We start from the raw sequence: 17,181 nt of genomic DNA on the forward strand, positions 1-17,181 counted from the left end.
GCCTGTCGCTCACCCGGGCTGGTCGCCCACCTGGGCTGGTCGCCCACCGCCCCCGGGTTGTCGCCCGCCGAGCGAGAGGAAGGACGTGCAACCGCAAGATCGTGCTGGAACATGGATGTAGTGGCCTCGCGTGCTCGGGATACCACTACATCCATGTTCCAGCACGATCATGACCGGCGGGGTCCGGCCGGGTCGGGGTCGTGCCGGGCTGGCCGGGCTGGTCAGGCGGGTCAGGCTGGTCAGGCCAGGCGGGTCGGGGCCAGGCGGGCCAGGTCAGTACGGGCCAGGCGGGTCGGGGCCAGGCGGCCCAGGTCAGGTCGGGTCAGGCGGGTCAGGCTGGTCAGGCCAGGCGGGTCGGGGCCAGGCGGCCCAGGTCAGGTCGGGCCAGGCGGGTCAGGCGGGTCGGGTCAGGCGGGTCGGGCCGGGCCGGCCAGGCGGGCCAGGTCGGGCCAGGCCAGCCTCACAGTCAGGCCAGGCGGGTCGTGCCGGGCGGGTCAGGTCGCGGGGTCGGCGGCCACCGTGAGGCCGGCGTCGGCCCGGACCGCGTCGCGCAGCCGCTCGCCCTCCTCGACGGTCGCGCCGGGCCAGACCACCACCCGTGTCACGTCGCCGCGCACCGTCGCACCCGCGCCCACCACCGACCGGTGGATCCGGCCGGTCACGGTGGCGTCCGGGGCGACCAGGTCGCCGTCGCCCGCGGCGTGCAGGTTGGCCGCCAGGTAGTCGGCCGGGGTGCCGGTGTCGTAGAACGTGCCGGGGTAGGGCACCACGGTCAGCTCACCCGCCGCCTCCGCCGGCCGCCACACGGTGCGGACCAGGTCGCCGAAGGTCGCCGGCAGGTCCCGTACCCGGTGCCAGGGCAGCAGCGAGAACCCGGCGAAGACGTGCCCGTCGAAGGTGCCCGGGGCCGCCGGGTCGGCGGCCGGCCGGCCGAGCAGCCGTACGGACCGGAAGTCCCAGCCGTCCAGCAGCGCCGCCACGTCCGGTCCGGGGGCGGCGTGCGGGTCGGCCAGGTACGCGTCGGCGTTGCCGACCAGCAATCCCCGTCCGGCGATCCAGTCTCGCAGGTTGCCCAGAGCGCCGGCGGTGCCCAGCGGGTCGCCCGGCTCCACCGACAGGTGTGCCCGGTCGCCGACGTGCGCCACCACCTGGCCGGCCAGGTAGCAGGCGTTCACCGCGACCCGGTCCGGCCCGGTCAGGCCGAGACCGGCGAGCCGGTCCAGCGCCCGGTCGAGCAGCGGCACGTTGCCGACGGGGCAGAGCGCCTTCGGCACCCGTGCGGTGAGCGGACGCAGTCGGGTGCCCTCGCCGGCGGCGAGCACCACCGCGCAGAGCCTGTCCGGCGCGGCGGTCACGCCGGCGGTCGGTCGGCCTGCGGGCCGATGCCGTAGTGGCCGAGCAGGTTGGCGGTGGCCCGGCTCAGCCGGGGCAGGTCGTCCAGCGGGTGCCAGACCGCCTCGAGGACCTCCGCGCCGTCCACCTTTAGCGCGGTGGTGGCGGCGGGCACCTCCGTCTCGAAGACCATGTCCACCCAGCCCCTGGTGTGCACCAGGGCGTTCGGTACGGCCGGGCGGAGCCGGTCCGGGGTGAGCCGGACGCCAGACTCCTCGTACAGCTCGCGGGCCGCGCCGACGACCGGCGTCTCGCCGCGCTGGAGCAGCCCGGCGGGGAGCGTCCAGCTATGGCCGGGGGGCTGGCGCAGCAGCAGGAGCCGGCCGGCCCCGCCGGCCTCGCTGTCCCGGACCAGGGTCACCGCGCCGACGACGTACTTCGGCCCGGCGAGCCGGACCAGGCGGCGGCGTACCGTGACCGGCAGCCGGTAGAAGACCTTGTAGGCGATGGCCCGGCCGGTGGCGCGCGAGCGGGGGATCATGGGTCCAGGCTAGGCCGTCGGGGCGGTGCCGTGGTGTGCGGGGCGACCGGTCACCCGGGCAGGGCGACACGGGTTCCGGCTGCCCGACCTGGTGGCGAGCACGTGGTCGGGTCCGGGCCCGGTGCCGGTGCGCGCCGGCCGGCTCACTGCCGGTGGTCGACCAGGTCGATGAGCTGGCGTACCACGGCGTCCGGTTCGACCGCCCGGTCGAAGACCGCGACCAGCAGCGTCTCCAGGTCGGGGTAGCCGAGTTCCTCCGACAGTCGCAGCAGCGGCAGGTCGCTGGCCAGCCCCCGGTCGTGCTTGCGCAGTGCCAGCCCGATGGTGGCCCGGCCGAGGCGGACCTTGTCGGCGATCGAGATGCCCGGCTCGGTGTGCTCGGCGAACCACCGGTTGATCTGCATCTGCGCGTGCGGCGACTTGACGAAGCCGAGCCACTCCCGACGGGGGCCGCGCGGAGCGGCGTCGGCGTCGAAGCCGCTCTCCGCGTCGCTCTCGGTGAAGATCTCCACCACGTCGCCCTCGTCGAGTTCGGACGCCAGCGGGGCGAGCCGGCCGTTGATCCGTGCGGCGAGGCAGTGGTCGCCCCGCTCGGTGCCCAGCTCGTACGCCAGGTCGACCGGGGTGGCGCCGGCCGGGAGCACCACCTGCCGGCCGTCGGCGACCACCTGGATCTGCGCCTCGGCCAGGTCGCAGCGCAGCGACTGGAGGAACTGGACCGGGTCGGGTGCCTCCTGCTCCCAGTCGAGCACCCGGCGCAGCCAGGAGAGCTGGTCGGTCTTGCTGGCCTGCCCGGAGGCCCGGGGGAAGCGGAAGTCGGCGGCCACGCCGTACTCGGCGGACCGGTGCATCTCCCGGGTGCGGATCAGCACCTCGACGGTGCGGTCCTGCGGGCCGCAGACGCTGGTGTGCAGGGATCGGTAGAGGTTGTTCTTCGGCGAGGCGATGAAGTCCTTGAACCGGCCGGGGATCGGTCGCCAGCGCCCGTGCACCGCGCCGAGGGCGGCGTAGCAGTCGGTGGCCGGGCCGTCCACCACGATCGCGACCCGGGGCAGGTCGAACGGGGTGGTGTGTCCGCCGGCGACGGTGTCCTTCCAGATCGAGTAGAGGTGTCGGGGACGGGGGGTCACGTCGGCGTCGACCCGGCTGCGGCGCAGCGCCACCCGCGTCTGGGCGACCACGTCGTCGAGGTAGGCGTCCCAGCCGGGCCGGTCGTGCACGTGCCGGGCCAGTCGGGTGTGCTCGTCCGGCGCCAGGTGCAGCAGCACCACGTCGTCGAGCTCCCGCTTGAGGGTCTGGATGCCGAGCCGGTCGCAGAGCGGGACCAGCACCTCCTGGGTCTTGCGGGCGATCCGCTCCCGGGAGGAGGCCGAGCGGACCCCGAGGGTGCGCATGTTGTGCAGCCGGTCGGCCAGCTTGATGATCAGCACCCGGACGTCCTTGCCGGCCGCGATGATCATCTTGCGGATCGTCTCCGCCTCGGCGGCCTTGCCGTAGAACGCCTTGTCGAACTTGGTCACCCCGTCGACCAGGTGGGCCACCTCGTGGCCGAAGTCCTCACTGAGCGCCTGGAGGGTGTAGCGGGTGTCCTCCACCGTGTCGTGCAGCAACGCCGCCACCAGGGTGGTGGTGTCCATGCCGAGGTCGGCGCTGATCTGGGCGACCGCCAGCGGGTGGGTGATGTACGGCTCGCCGCTCTTGCGGAACTGGCCGCGGTGCATGTTCTCCGCGATGGTGTACGCCCGGCGCAGCACCGAGGCGTCCGCGCTGGCGTGGATGTTGCGGTGGGTGCGGACGAGCTGGGTCACCGGGTCGTTGTCGCTGGCCGGCCAGCTCAGCAGGGACCGCAGCCGGCGGGTCAGCGGCAGCTCGCCGGGCTGGGTCGGGAGCGCGCCCCCCAGGGCGGCGCCGTGTCCGGCGTCGACGTCCACGAGGGACACCTCCTCACCCCGGCTCCTCGGCCACCGTCACCGGCAACCGGAAGCAGGCCCACGAAACGGGCAGGACTGCACTCCCTTAACAGCCTAAGCGAGCCGAGGTCGTCCGATCGGTCACTTGCTCATGGGCGTTCGGTTGAGAGTTGGTGGGACCCGCCGTTTTCGGCCTTCGCCAGCAGGTCGCGGAAACGGGCCGCACCGGCCACCGGGGACGACCACTCGGAGGTCATCTCCACCAGCCGGGTCTCCGGTCGTTCCAACCAGGACAGGATCCGCTCGCTCTCCTCGGCGGAGGCCCGGGGGACCGGCCCGTGACCGCCCGGCTCCACCGTCTCGGCGGTGGCCCGGATCGCGGTGATGGTCGGTCGCGGGTGGACGCCCGGCGGGGACACCCCGGCGCCGGCGAGCCGCCCGTGCCGGACCAGTGCCAGCTCCCAGCCGCCCCCGGCGGCGGGCCGCGCGGCGGCCAGCTCGCCGATCCGGGTCAGCGCCGCCAGCCGCTGCATCCGGACGGCGGCCCGCAGCACCGCCGCCAGCCGGGAGCGCACCACCGCCGCCTCCTCGTAGCGCTCGGCCACCGACAGCGCCTCGATCCGGGCCAGCAGGGCGTCCACCACCACCTGCGGGTCGCTCGTGGTGGCGGTGCGGAACGGCGCGGCGGCGCGGTGGTCGTACTCCTCGGGGGTGATCCGGTGCTCGCAGGGCGCCGGGCAGCGACCCAGCTCGGCCAGCGCGCAGGCCGGCGTGACGGTACGCAGCGAGAGCCGGTGCGTGCACTGGCGCAGCGGGACCGCGTCGTGGAACCCGGCCGCGGCCAGCTCGGCGGCCTGCCTGGAGCGGAACGGGCCGAGGTAGGCGGTGTCGCCGGGGGCGAGGCCGCGCACCACCGACAGCCGCGGGTACGGCCCGTCGGTGAGCTTGAGCCAGACCATCCGCTCCGGATACTTGGACCGGCGGTTGTACGGCGGCGCGTGCGCGGCGATCAGCCGCAGCTCGCGGACCTCCGCCTCCAGCGAGTGGGCGCACTCCACCGCCTCCACCCGCTCGGCCGCGGCGAGCATCTCCGACATCCGGGCCCGCTTCTCGGCGGCGGTGAAGTAGCTGCGCACCCGGGTGGCGATGTCGCCGGAGGTGCCCACGTAGAGCGGCCGGTCGTCGGCGGCCCGGAAGATGTAGACCCCGGGCGCCTTGGGCAGCCCCTCGGCCAGGTGCCGCTTGCGCCGTTGGGTGGGGGTGACCGCCCGGGCGAACTCGATCGCCTCGCCGACCGTGTCGACCCGGTGCCCGCCGAGGCGGGCGATCAGGCCGTGCAGCACGTCCACGGTGGCCTTGGCGTCGTCCAGGGCACGGTGGGTCGGCTGGGTGGCGGTGCGGAAGTAGGCGGCCAGGGTGCCCAGCCGGCGGTTGGGCACCTCGTCGCGGGTCAGCACCCGGCGGGCCAGCGCCGCGGTGTCCAGCACCCGGGGGTTGGGCCAGCGGTAGCCGTGCTTCGCGCAGGCCGCCTTGAGGAAGCCCACGTCGTAGGGGGCGTTGTGGGCCACCAGGACCGCGTCGGAGATGAACTCCAGGAAGCTCGGCAGCACCTGCTCGATCGGTGGGGCCGGGATCAGCATGGCCTGGGTGATGCCGGTCAGCACGGTGATGAACGGCGGGATCGGCACCCCCGGATCGACCAGGGTGGCGAGCACGCCCAGCTCCTCGCCGCCGCGCACCCTGACCGCGCCTATCTCGGTGATGCCCCCGCCGTCCGGCGCGCCGCCGGTGGTCTCCAGGTCGACCACCACGAACGTCGTCGCGTACAGCGGCAGCGCCGGGTCGACCCCGCCGGCCGGCGTCGGTTCCAGACCGGCCAGCGTCTGCTGGACGTACTCCCCAGGTGCCACGGGCGGCAGGCTAGCCCGCCGGTCCGACACTCCTGTCCCAGCAGCCCCAGGCGTCTCCACGGGTCTAGGATGAGAGATCGGCTCACTCACCGGGCGGTGGGCCCGGTCGCGGTGGGAGACTTGCCACATGCCCCTCACCGAGCCGTACGACGACCACCTCCCCGAGGGGTCGTCCGCCGCCGCGCCCGAGGGCGGCGGGGACCCGGGTGCGGGGGCGCCCGAGCCCGAGCCCACTCTTCCCGAGCCGGTCCGCCAGCGGATCGTCGCGCTCACCGCCGCCGTCCTGCCCGGGTTGCCCGCCGACGAGGTGCCGGTGCCGCTGCGCCGGGTGGCGAAGTTCGCGCCGAACCGTCGGGCCCGGCTCGGTGCCCCGGCGATCGCCGCCCAGCTCACCGCCGACCCGCTGTTCCGCCAGCGGGTCACCGCCCGGGTGCTGGCCGACGCCGGCGACCTGGGCGCGGCCGTGGTGGAGGGGACCGCGCCGGCCGCCGCCGACCCGGTCGAGGTGGCCGCCCTGGCCTACCTGACCCGTCCCCGGGGCTGGCGGGAGCTGATCGACGCCAGCGGCGCGGCGGTCCGCGCCGAGGCGGACAGCGCAGTCGTCGCCGAGCTGGTCCGGGAGGCCGAGCAGCGGGCCACCCGCGCCGAGCACGACCGGGCGGTGGCCCGGGTGGAGGCCGAGAAGCTCCGCGACGAGCTGGCCCGGGTCCGCGAGGAGCTGGGCCAGCAGCGGGAGGAGAACCGCCAGCTCCAGCGCACCCTGCGGGAGATCCAGGCCCGGGAACGCCGGGCCAACGAGCTGCTCGCCACCGAACGCGGCCGGGCCACCCGGGCCGCTGCCGACAGCGACGCCGAGCTGCGCCGGGCGCGGGCCCGGCTGGCCGAGGCGGAGGCGGCGGCCGGGGTGGCCCGGGCCAGCGCCAAGGAGGCCCGCTCGGTCGACGACGCCCGACTGTGGCTGCTGCTGGAGACCATCGGGCAGGCCGCCGTGGGGTTGCGCCGCGAGCTGGCCCTCGGTCCGGTGGACAAGCTCCCCGCCGACTTCGTCGCCGACGCGTTCACCGACACGCCGACCGGCGTCGCGGACGGGCCGGCGGCCCGCGCCCGGGACACCGACGACCCGGCCCGGCTCGACCAGCTACTCGCCCTGCCCCGGGCGCACCTGGTCGTCGACGGCTACAACGTCACCAAGCGCGGGTTCGGCGAGATGTCCCTGGAGCAGCAGCGCAAACGCCTGATCACCGGGCTGGGCGGGATCGCCGCGCAGACCGGCGACGAGGTGACCGTCGTCTTCGACGGGGCGGAGCGGATGCACGGCCTGCCGCCCGCCCCGCGCGGGGTGCGGGTGCTCTTCTCCCGCAAGGGTGAGACCGCCGACGAGCTGATCCGCCGGCTGGTCCGGGCCGAGCCGGCCGGCCGGCCGGTGGTGGTGGTCTCCTCCGACCGGGAGGTCGCCGACGGGGTCCGCCGGCACGGGGCGTACCCGCTGGGCGCGGACTCGCTGCTGCGCCGGCTGTCCCGCTCCTGAGAGTTGATCACCGGTTGTCCGGTTGTGTCGTACCCGATGGCTAGTGTCCGACCTGACCGACGGTGGTCGGGTGGTGACGATGGTGTCGCGCCCGCCGCCGCACTGCGTCAGGAGGCACGATGCTCATCGACTGCGACGGCTGCCGGGCCCGGGGCCCGGGCTGCGACGGCTGCCTGGTGACGGCCCTGCTCGACGACGACTCGCCGGCCGCCGACCTGGGTGCGGCCGAGCACCGGGCGATCGAGGTGTTCGCCCGGGCCGGGTTCCAGGTGGAGGTGCTGGCCCACGAGAACCGCCGGGCCAGGCCCGCCCGCCGCCGCCGGGTCGCCTGACACCCGCCGGGCCAGGCCCGCCCGCCGCCGGGTCGCCTGACACCCGCCGGGGTCCGCGCCCGGTGGGCAATAGGATGGGCGCTCACGGCGGGAGGAGCGGCGGCATGACCCGGGTACGACGCCACACCGGCAGGCCCGTGCGCGGCGGGACACCGAGGTGACCCCCCGTGGATGGGCGGTGCTTACCCTGGCCGCGCTGGTGCTGGCCCTGCTCGTGGTCGGGGCGCTGCTGGTCCCGTGGAGCCGCCCGCCGGCGCCCCGGGCCGACCAGCTCGCCGCGCTGCGCGACCTCCCCGCCGACCAGGTGGCCCGGGGTCGGGCGTTCCACGCCGCGCTGCGCCCCGGCGCGTACGGCGGTCTGGCGGCCGGGCTGCTGGTGGCCCTGCTGCTCGGGCTCACCCCGCTCGGCGCCCGCCTGGTCGAGCTGGCCGGGCGTCCCTTCGGTGACCACTGGATCGCCCGCGCGGTGCTCGGCGGGATCGCCGTGGTGCTCGTCGCCGACCTGCTCACCCTGCCCTTCTCCGCCTGGCGGCAGTCGGTGCTCACCCGGTACGGGCTCAGCACCCACGGCTGGACCGGCTGGACGGTCGACCTGCTCAAGTCGTACGCGGTCAGCGCGGTCATCGGCGCGGTCGCCCTGCTCGGCTTCTACACCGTCACCCGGCTCGCCCCGCGCTGGTGGTGGGCGTTCGGCGCGGCCGGGGCAGCCGGGCTGGTGGTGCTGCTCTCCTTCGTGCTGCCGGTCGTGGTGGAGCCGGTCTTCAACCGGTTCACCCCGATGGAGCCGGGGCCGCTGCGCACCGAGCTGACGGCCATGGCCGCGCGGGATGGCGTACCGGTGCGCGACGTGCTGGTCGCCGACGCGTCCCGGCGGACCCGGGCGGTCAACGCCTACGTCTCCGGCCTGGGGCCGACCCGGCGGGTGGTGGTCTACGACACCCTGCTGCGCGAGGCCACCCCGGCCGAGGTGACCAGCGTCGTCGCGCACGAGCTGGGGCACGCGAAGGACCGGGACGTCTGGACCGGCACGCTGACCGGCGCGCTCGGTGCCGCCGCGGCGGTCGTCGCGCTCTACCTGATCGGCTCCTGGACACCGCTGCTGCGGCTGGCCGGCGTCGACTCGATCGCCGAGCCGCGCGCGTTTCCCCTGCTGATCGCCCTGGTGACGGTCGCCGGGCTGGTCGCCGCGCCGGTGCAGGCGATGGTCTCCCGGCGGTTCGAGGCCCGCGCCGACGCGCACGCGCTGGCGCTCACCGGCGACCCGGCCACCTTCGAGGCGATGCAGCGCCGGCTGGCCGGGGTCAACCTGGCCGACCCCGACCCGCCCCGCGCGGAGTACCTCTGGTCGGCGTCGCACCCGTCCACCGTGGAGCGGATGGCCGCCGCCCGCGCCTACGCCAGGGAGGCCGGTCGATGAGCCGGACGCTGCTGATCACCAACGACTTCCCGCCCCGTCCGGGCGGCATCCAGTCCTTCGTGCACCACCTGGCCGTCCGTCAGCCGCCCGGCTCGGTGGTGGTCTACGCGTCCAGTTGGCGGGGCGCCGCCGAGTTCGACGCCGCCCAGCCGTTCGAGGTGGTCCGGGAGCACACCCGGGTGCTGCTGCCCACCCCGCTGATCGCCCGCCGGGCCGCCCGGCTGGCCCGCGAGCGCGGCTGCGACACCGTCTGGTTCGGCGCCGCCGCCCCGTTGGGCCTGCTCGCCGCCGGGCTGCGCCGGCGGGCCGGCATCCGCCGGGCGGTCGCGCTGACCCACGGCCACGAGGCCGGCTGGGCGTCGCTGCCCGGGGCCCGGTCCGCGCTGCGTCGCATCGGCCGGAACACCGACGTGGTCACCTACCTGGGCGACTACACCCGGGTACGGCTGGAACGCGCGCTGCACGGGGTGACCGAGCTGCACCGGCTCGCCCCCGGCGTCGACGTGGACAGCTACCACTCGTCGGTGGACGGCGAACCGGTCCGGGTCCGGCTCGGCCTGGCCGACCGGCCGGTGGTGGTCTGCGTCTCCCGGCTGGTGCCACGCAAGGGCCAGGACATGCTGATCCGGGCGATGCCGGCGATCCGCCGCCGGGTGCCCGACGCGGCCCTGCTGGTGGTCGGCGGCGGGCCGTACCGGGCGACGCTGGAGAAGCTGGCCCGGCAGACCGGCGTCGAGCGGGACGTGGTCTTCACCGGCTCGGTGCCGTCGGCCGAACTGCCCGCGCACTACGCCGCCGGTGACGTGTACGCCATGCCCTGCCGTACCCGCAACCGGGGTCTGGACGTCGAGGGGCTGGGCATCGTCTACCTGGAGGCGTCGGCGACCGGGCTGCCGGTGGTGGCCGGCGACTCGGGCGGCGCGCCGGACGCGGTCCGCGAGGGCGAGACCGGCTACGTGGTCCGGGGCCGCGACGTCGGCCAGCTCGCCGACCGGGTCGCCACCCTGCTCGCCGACCGGGACCTGGCCCGTCAGCTCGGCGCGGCGGGCCGGGCCTGGGTGGAGAAGGAGTGGCGCTGGGAGACCCAGGCCCGCCGGATGGCCGACCTGCTGCGCGGGACGGGCTCCGCCGGCTGACCCCGGGGCCGGCGCGGCGGTCAGCGGAGCTGTTCGAGGATCCGGGCGGCGGGGGCGGGCCGACCGAAGTGCCAGCCCTGGCCGGCGTCGCAGCCGATGGCCCGCAGCCGGTCGGCCTGGCCGGCGGTCTCCACCCCCTCGGCGGTGACCGTCAGGTCCAGCGCGTGGGCCAGCGACACCAGCGAGGCCAGGATCCGCTCGTCGGTGCGGCTGGCCGGGTCGATCGCCGGGGCGCGCAGCCCGGCCACGAACTCCCCGGCCACCTTCAGCTCGGTCACCGGCAGGTCCCGCAGGTACGCCAGGTTGCAGTAGCCGGTGCCGAAGTCGTCGATGGCGATCCGTACGCCCAGGTCGTTGAGGACCCGCAGGGCCCGTACCGGATCCTCGGCGGTGCTCATCATGGTGCTCTCGGTGATCTCCAACTGGAGTCGTTCCGGGGGCAGGCCGGTCTGCGCCAGCAGCCCGCGTACCTCCTGCACCAGGCCGGGCCGGTGGACCTGCCGGACGGCGAGGTTGACGCTGACGAACGGCGCCGCCCCACCGGCGGTGGACCAGCTCTCCGCCTCCCGGCACGCCTCGGCGAGCACCCAGCCGCCGAGCCGGACGATCAGCCCGGTCTCCTCGGCCAGGCTGATGAAGCTGTCCGGCCGCAGCACCCCCAGCTCGGGGTGGCGCCACCGGACCAGCGCCTCCACGCCGAGCAGCGTGCCGTCGCGCAGCGAGGTCAGCGGCTGGTAGTCCAGGTAGAACTCGCCCCGGTCGAGCGCGTTGGGGATCGCCGCGGAGAGGGCGTACCGGGCCAGTTCGGTGCGGTGCCGGGCCGGGTCGAAGACGGCCCACCGCGCGCCACCGGCCGCCTTGGCCCAGTGCAGGGTGCTGTCGGCGGCCCGCATCAGCTCGCCGGGCGTGGTCCCGGCGACCCGCCGTTCGACGATGCCGATGCTGGCCGAGACGGTCAGCTCGTGCCCGTCGACCAGGGCCGGTTCGCCGACCGCCGCCAGCGCCGCGTCGGCCACCTTGACCACGTCGTCGATGCAGGTGGTCCGCTCGACGAGGATGACGAACTCGTCGCCGCCGAGCCGGGCCACCAGGTGCTCGCCGAGTGCCCGGCGCAGCCGCTGCGCCACCTGCACCAGCAGCGTGTCGCCGATCTGGTGCCCGAGGGAGTCGTTGACCACCTTGAACCGGTCGAGGTCGAGGAAGCAGACGCCGACCCGGTCGGCGCGGCGCCCGGGGTCGGCGATGGCGGCGGTGAGCCGTTCGGTGAACAGCGTGCGGTTGGGCAGGTCGGTGAGGGGATCGTGGGTGGCCTGGTGGCGGAAGCGCGACTCGCTGTCGCGCAGTGCCCGTTCGGCCTGCGCGCGGGCCACCATCGCGGCCCGCCGGATCGACTCCTGCTCGTCGAGGGTCCGGTCGCGCAGCGCCCGGGCGTACCCGGTGGCGATGGTGGCCAGCAGCCGGGCCATCCGGTCCTCGACGTCGTCGGCGACCAGGCCGAGGTCCCGGACGAGCCGGAGCTGGATGACCTCCACGGTGCGGCCCAGGCCCTCGGCGGAGGCGATGTGCGCGGCGACCAGCTCCGCGCCCACCTGGTGACCGACGCGCGGGTCGAACGGCTCGGCCAGCAGCGTGGCGGCCAGCCGTTCGGTGAGCTGTTGCAGCAACGCCTCCAACTGGGCCTGGGTCATCGGCAGGTAGCTGGTGCCGGAGACCGCCTTGGCCCAGGCCCGGGCGAACGCCCCCGGGCAGGACCGTCCGGTGGCCGCCGGCTCACCCACCGAGGCGTCCGACGCCGCCCAGGAAGACGGCCTGTTCGGCGTCCTCGGCGCTCTCCGGTGTCTCGGGACGCCACTGCGGCACCCAGACCACGCCCGGGTCGACCAGTTCGAAGCCGTCGAAGAACTCGGTCAGCTCGGCCCGGCTGCGGATCCACAGCGGATTGTCGGTGCGCCGGTAGACCCGCTCCGCCTCGGCCCGCTCCGCGCCGCCACGGGTGTCGTCGCTGGCCTGGGAGAGGACCAGGTAGCTGCCCGGGGCGAGCGCCGCGCGCAGCGTCCGCAGGACCTCCTCCGGGCGGTCGGAGTACGGGATGAAGTGCAGCACCGCCACGATCATCACGGCCACCGGCTGGGAGAAGTCGATCAGCCGGGTCACCTCGGGGTGGTGCAGGATCGCCTCGGGCCGGCGCAGGTCCTCCTGGACCACCCCGGCGCCGGGGTTGCCGCTGAGGATCTCCCGGCTGTGCGCCACGGCGACCGGGTCGACGTCGACGTAGACCACCCGGACGTCGGGGGCCGCCCGCTGGGCGATCTCGTGGACGTTGCCGACGGTGGGGATGCCGGAGCCGATGTCGAGGAACTGGCGTACCCCGGAGTCGACCAGGTGCTGCACCACCCGGCGCAGGAACGCCCGGTTGGCCTGGGCCATCAGTGGGGCGTCGGGCACCGCCGCCACCATCGCCCGGGCGGCGGCCCGGTCGGCGGCGAAGTTGTGCGAGCCGCCGAGGTAGTAGTCGTACATGCGGGCGACGCTGGGGCGCTCGATGTCGATGTCGTCGGGTGCCCAGTCCGGCCGCTGCATCCCCACCCCTTTGTCGAGATATCCGCGCGAGTCGTCGCCCGCACGGGCCACCCGGGTATTCTGCCCGCCCATCGCCCAGGTGCAAAGACCACGATCTGTGCGCGATCGTCTCTTCACTGCCCGCAGTCGGATCCGCCGGCAACGGCCGAGAGGCCCGGTCCGACCGGCGGACCCGGGCCTCTCGGCACGGCGGGGTGGACCACCCGGCTCAGAACTTCGGCGCGTCCGGCGCCTCGAGCAGGCCGAGCCGCAGCGCGGTCATCAGCGCCTGGGCCCGATTGGCCGCGCCCAGCTTCTCGTAGAGCTTCGAGATGTGGGTCTTGGCGGTGGACTCGCTGACGAAGAGCTGCTTGGCGATGCCGGCCACGCTCATGCCGTCGGCGAGCAGCCGCAGCACCTGCCCCTCCCGGGGGGAGAGCTGCGGGCCGGACGGGGCCAGCCGGCGCTTCATCGCCTCGGCCAGGTCGGCGGCGGTGAACGCGCTGGGGGAGGAGGCGGCGTGCCGGGCGGCGGCCACCACCTCGTCGGCCGGCGCGGTCTTCGGCACGAAGGCGCTCGCGCCCGCCTCCAGCGCGCCGAAGAGCTGGTCGTCGCCGGCGTACATGGTGAGCACCACGATGCCCATCGAGGCGCTGGACTTGCGCAGCGCGCGGGTGGCCTCCAGGCCGCTGCCGTCGGGGAGCCGCAGATCCATGATCACGACGTCCGGCTGAAGCGCGCCGGCCTGGCGTACGCCCTCCGCCGCGGTGGCGGCCTCGCCGACGACCTCGAACTGCCGGTCGCGCTCGAAGGCGTGCCGCAGCCCCTTGCGGATCAGATCGTGATCGTCGACAAGGAGGACCTTGGTACGGGTGGCCGGTGTCGGGCTTGTGGACATCCTCGGGTTACTCCCCTTCTGCTGCTGCGCTGCCACGCAGGTTATCGCGCCGGGGCGACGATCCCACCACCACCGCCACGGTCGTACCGCTGGGCTGCCGTGGCCTGATCTCCAATCGGCCCCGGATACGTTCCGCCCTCTCGGCCATGATCGCAAGACCATAGTGACCGTCGGTGCGCTGGTCACCGATGCCGTGACCGTCATCCGACACTTCGATCTGCGCGTACGGGGGGTCCACCTCACAGGTGACCCAGAGGTTGGCCGCGCCGGCGTGCTTGCGGGCGTTGGTCACCGCCTCCTGCGCGATGCGCAGCAACTCGGCCTCGGTGGCGGCCGGCAGCCGGGCGGTCGACTCGTCCAGCGACAGGTGCACCCGCAGCCCGCCGGACGCCCCGACGGTGCGGGCGTACTCGGCGATCGCGGCGGCCAGGCCGCCGTGCCGGTCCACCTCGCTGCGCAGCTCGAACAGGCTCAGCCGGAGCTCGGTGATCACCCGGGTCACCTCGCCGCGCAGGGTGCGCAGCGCCTCGGCGGTCTCCTTCGGGTCGTCCTCCACGTAGGCGAGCGCGTTGTCGATGCCGTAGCCGACCATCACCAGCTCCTGGGCGACCCCGTCGTGGATCTCCCGGGCCAGCCGCTGCCGCTCCTCGTTGGTGGCCAGCGAGCGCACCTCGTCGAAGAGCAGCGCCGCCTCCAGCCGCAGCGCGGCCGGGCCGGTCAGCGCGGTCACCCGGGACACCACCGGCGGCGGGTAGGCGTGCGCCGCGTCCGCCTCCAGCACCACCAGGCCGACCGTCCGGACGCCGGCGACCAGCGGCACGATCAGCGCGGAGACGTCCCCGCCGGTGTGCGAGCGGGCCTGCGAGCGGGCCGCGGTCTGCGGCTGCTGGCTGGCCCAGGCGTCGGCGATCGCCGAGTCGGCGTCCAGCGTCGTCTCCCAGTCGACCCGGTCCACCCCGACCTGGGCGAGCACCACCAGCCGGCCGCCGCCGCTGGCGGAGAGCACCGCGGCCCGGTTGCCCGGGGCGACGGTGCGCAGCTCCTCCAGCAGGTGTTCGGCGATGCCGCCGGGGTCGAGGGTGGCCCCGGGAAGCTGCCGGGCGACCGTGCGGAGCTGGGTCAGCAGCCGGGTCGCCTCGGCGTACGGCTGGGGTTTGCCGTCGGCGCGTACCCGCATCACCTGGTGCAGCGTGCCGGCGGTGTAGAGGCCGAGCCCGGCGAGGATCAGCCACTGTGCGCAGACCGCCAGGTAGCCGGGCTGGCCGAGCTGCCGTCCGCCGTCGACCTCGGTGAACGCGCCGGCCACCAGCAGGGTCGCCGCGGTGACCCCGAGCAGCACGGCCCCCTCGCGGAAGCGTCGGCGCAGCGCGGTGACGGTGACCGGCACCGCCAGGTACGGCAGCACCGCCGAGGCGCCCAGCCCGCCGACCGACGAGCCGAGCAGGGACTCGACGGCGACCTGGCTGGCGGCCAGCCCGATCAGCACCGCCTCGGCGAGCCGGCTCAGCGGGCCGAGCAGTCGGTGCCCGGGGGCCAGCAGGGCGGGCGCCCCGGCGAGCGCCAGCAGGGCGATCCACCAGAGCTGGGCGGGATCGCGGGTGGCGATCAGGGTCAGGGCGCCGACCAGCACGAGCAGCACCGCGCGCGCGGCGGCGGCGAGGGGACGCGTCTGGGGCCGGTCAGGTGTGGAGGCGGGCACGTGACGGATCGTAGTCAGCGTCGGTAGATGTCCGCGATCTCGGACGCGTACGTCTTGTGCACGACCTGCCGTTTGACCTTGAGCGAGGGGGTCAGCTCCCCGGTCGCCTCGGTGAAGTCCCGGGGCAGGATGCGGAACACCTTGATCGCCTCGGCCTTGGAGACCGACCGGTTGGCGGTGTCCACCGCGCCCTGGATCTCGGCCCGCAGCGCCTCGTCCTCCCGCAGCCGCTCGACCGGGGTGTCCTCGGGCAGCCCGTGGCCGGCCAGCCACTTCGGCAGCGCCTCCTCGTCGACGGTGACCAGGGCGGCGATGAACGGCTGCCGGTCGCCGACCACCAGGCACTGGCTGACCAGCGGGTGGGCCCGGACCTGGTCCTCCAGCACGGCCGGGGCGACGTTCTTGCCGCCGGCCGTCACGATGATCTCCTTCTTCCGGCCGGTGATGCTGAGGAAGCCGTCGTCGTCGAGCTGGCCCAGGTCGCCGGTGCGGAACCAGCCGTCGGTGAGCGCCTCGGCGGTGGCCGACTCGTTGTTCCAGTACCCCTGGAAGATCAGGTCACCGGAGATCAGGATCTCGCCGTCGTCGTCGATCCGGATGGTCACCCCGGGCAGCGGACGACCGACGGTGCCGATCCGGGTGCCGGTGGGCAGGTTCGCCGCGGCGGCGGGGGAGGTCTCGGTGAGGCCGTAGCCCTCGCAGACGGTCACCCCGATGCCACGGAAGAAGTGCCCGAGCCGGGCCCCGAGCGGCGCGCCGCCGGAGATCGCGTCGCGGCAGCGACCGCCGAGGGCGGCGCGCAGCTTGCGGTAGACCAGCTTGTCGAAGAGCGCGTGCTGGGCGCGCAGGGCCAGCCCCGGCCCCTGCGGGGTCTCCAGCGCCTCGCTCCAGGCGATGGCGACCTTCTCGGCCCGGTCGAAGATCCCGCCCTTGCCGTCCGCCTCGGCCTTCTGCCGGGCGCCGTTGTAGACCTTCTCGAAGACCCGGGGTACGGAGAGCACGAAGGTCGGCCGGAACTCCTGGAGCTCGGCGACCAGGTTCCGGGTGTCGGCGCAGTGCGCCATGGTGGCCCGGGCCTGCACCACGCCGATCTGGATGAGCCGGGCGAAGGCGTGCGCCAGCGGGAGGAAGAGCAGCGTCGACGCCTCCGGCCGGAACAGGTTCGGCAGCACCGGGACGGCGTTGGCGATGTCGGCGTACATGTTGCGGTGGGTCAGCACGCAGCCCTTGGGGCGGCCGGTGGTGCCGCTGGTGTAGATGATCGTGGCGACGTCACCGGCCCGGACCGCGCTGCGCCGGCGTTCGATCTCGGCCGGGTCGACCGAGGTGCCGGCGGCGACGAGGTCGTCCACCCCGCCCAGCTCGATCTGCCACACCTCGCGCAACTCGGGCAGCCGGTCCCGGACCCCGGCGACCAGGGTCGCGTGGCTGTTGGTCTCGACCACCACGGCGACCGCGCCGGAGTCGGCCAGGATCCAGGCGGCCTGCTCGGCGCTGGAGGTCTCGTAGATCGGCACGGTGACCGCGCCGGCGGTCCAGATGGCGTAGTCGAGCAGGGTCCACTCGTACCGGGTGCGGCTCATCAGCGCGACCCGGTCGCCCGGGTCGACGCCGGCGGCGACCAGGCCCCGGGCGACCGCGACGACCTCGTCGCGGAACTGCCGGCAGGTCACGTCGGCCCAGGCGCGGCCCTCGGCGGCGGGGACGGGGCGGACGAACTGCACCGCGTCCGGCGCGGCCTCGGCGTTGTCCCAGACCGGGTCGGTCAGGTTGGCCGCGTCGCCGACGGTGACGATCGGCGGAACGGAGAACTCGCGCACCTGCACTCCCTCGTGTTCGCACTGGTCGGGCCGCCACGGGTCGGCTCTGTCGAAACCTACCCGCACGTCCGGGTGGCCGGGGTGGGGAGGTTGCCCGCG

At 74.9% G+C, this 17,181-nt stretch carries 13 protein-coding genes; 4 read left to right on the forward strand and 9 right to left on the reverse strand.

Going from position 1 to position 17,181, the window contains the following annotated elements; all coding sequences use genetic code 11:
* Positions 1-494: 494 nt before the first annotated feature.
* The 4 genes from ACIQG9_RS09290 to ACIQG9_RS09305 all read right to left on the reverse strand — a co-directional run bounded on the left by ACIQG9_RS09290 (position 495) and on the right by ACIQG9_RS09305 (position 5,693).
* On the reverse strand, positions 495-1,355 hold the full coding sequence (locus tag ACIQG9_RS09290; protein ID WP_400399607.1) for a sugar phosphate nucleotidyltransferase: 861 nt from the start codon (positions 1,353-1,355) through the stop codon (positions 495-497).
* The gene (locus ACIQG9_RS09295; RefSeq protein WP_400399610.1) at positions 1,352-1,873 is read right to left on the reverse strand and encodes an NUDIX hydrolase; all 522 of its coding nucleotides are present in this window, start codon (positions 1,871-1,873) and stop codon (positions 1,352-1,354) included. Before ACIQG9_RS09295 ends, ACIQG9_RS09290 begins: the two co-directional genes overlap by 4 nt.
* 143 nt (positions 1,874-2,016) lie before the next feature.
* Positions 2,017-3,804, reverse strand: coding sequence for a RelA/SpoT family protein (locus ACIQG9_RS09300; protein WP_400400092.1), 1,788 nt, complete (start codon positions 3,802-3,804; stop codon positions 2,017-2,019).
* 128 nt (positions 3,805-3,932) lie between these two features.
* Positions 3,933-5,693, reverse strand: coding sequence for a DEDD exonuclease domain-containing protein (locus ACIQG9_RS09305; protein WP_400399612.1), 1,761 nt, complete (start codon positions 5,691-5,693; stop codon positions 3,933-3,935).
* 127 nt (positions 5,694-5,820) lie between these two features.
* On the opposite strand from ACIQG9_RS09305, the gene ACIQG9_RS09310 reads away from it, so the two are divergent.
* The 4 genes from ACIQG9_RS09310 to ACIQG9_RS09325 all read left to right on the forward strand — a co-directional run bounded on the left by ACIQG9_RS09310 (position 5,821) and on the right by ACIQG9_RS09325 (position 10,106).
* Positions 5,821-7,221, forward strand: a complete 1,401-nt coding sequence (locus ACIQG9_RS09310) for an NYN domain-containing protein (protein WP_400399614.1) — start codon at positions 5,821-5,823, stop codon at positions 7,219-7,221.
* 119 nt (positions 7,222-7,340) lie between these two features.
* Positions 7,341-7,553 (forward strand): hypothetical protein, encoded by a 213-nt coding sequence (locus ACIQG9_RS09315; protein ID WP_400399616.1) that lies wholly within the window; start codon positions 7,341-7,343, stop codon positions 7,551-7,553.
* Positions 7,554-7,710: 157 nt separating this feature from the next.
* Positions 7,711-8,970 (forward strand): M48 family metallopeptidase, encoded by a 1,260-nt coding sequence (locus tag ACIQG9_RS09320; protein WP_400399618.1) that lies wholly within the window; start codon positions 7,711-7,713, stop codon positions 8,968-8,970.
* Positions 8,967-10,106, forward strand: coding sequence for a glycosyltransferase family 4 protein (locus ACIQG9_RS09325; RefSeq protein WP_400399620.1), 1,140 nt, complete (start codon positions 8,967-8,969; stop codon positions 10,104-10,106). Before ACIQG9_RS09320 ends, ACIQG9_RS09325 begins: the two co-directional genes overlap by 4 nt.
* Positions 10,107-10,126: 20 nt before the next feature.
* Here the strand turns inward: ACIQG9_RS09325 and ACIQG9_RS09330 are convergent, their stop codons facing one another.
* The 5 genes from ACIQG9_RS09330 to ACIQG9_RS09350 form a co-directional block, all read right to left on the reverse strand.
* Positions 10,127-11,794: a putative bifunctional diguanylate cyclase/phosphodiesterase gene (locus ACIQG9_RS09330; RefSeq protein WP_400400094.1), complete on the reverse strand. Its 1,668-nt coding sequence runs from the start codon at positions 11,792-11,794 to the stop codon at positions 10,127-10,129.
* Between the two features lie 82 nt (positions 11,795-11,876).
* Positions 11,877-12,686: an SAM-dependent methyltransferase gene (locus ACIQG9_RS09335; RefSeq protein WP_400399622.1), complete on the reverse strand. Its 810-nt coding sequence runs from the start codon at positions 12,684-12,686 to the stop codon at positions 11,877-11,879.
* 208 nt (positions 12,687-12,894) lie between these two features.
* A complete protein-coding gene (locus tag ACIQG9_RS09340) occupies positions 12,895-13,563 on the reverse strand; it encodes a response regulator (RefSeq protein ID WP_400399624.1) in 669 nt (222 codons plus the stop codon).
* A gap of 7 nt (positions 13,564-13,570) precedes the next feature.
* The gene (locus ACIQG9_RS09345; RefSeq protein WP_400399627.1) at positions 13,571-15,262 is read right to left on the reverse strand and encodes a GAF domain-containing sensor histidine kinase; all 1,692 of its coding nucleotides are present in this window, start codon (positions 15,260-15,262) and stop codon (positions 13,571-13,573) included.
* Positions 15,263-15,276: 14 nt separating this feature from the next.
* Entirely contained in the window at positions 15,277-17,082 is a 1,806-nt protein-coding gene (locus ACIQG9_RS09350) for an AMP-dependent synthetase/ligase (protein ID WP_400399629.1), read from the reverse strand.
* Positions 17,083-17,181: the final 99 nt, after the last annotated feature.

The organism is Micromonospora sp. NPDC092111, assembly GCF_044755745.1.
GTDB lineage: Bacteria > Actinomycetota > Actinomycetes > Mycobacteriales > Micromonosporaceae > Micromonospora.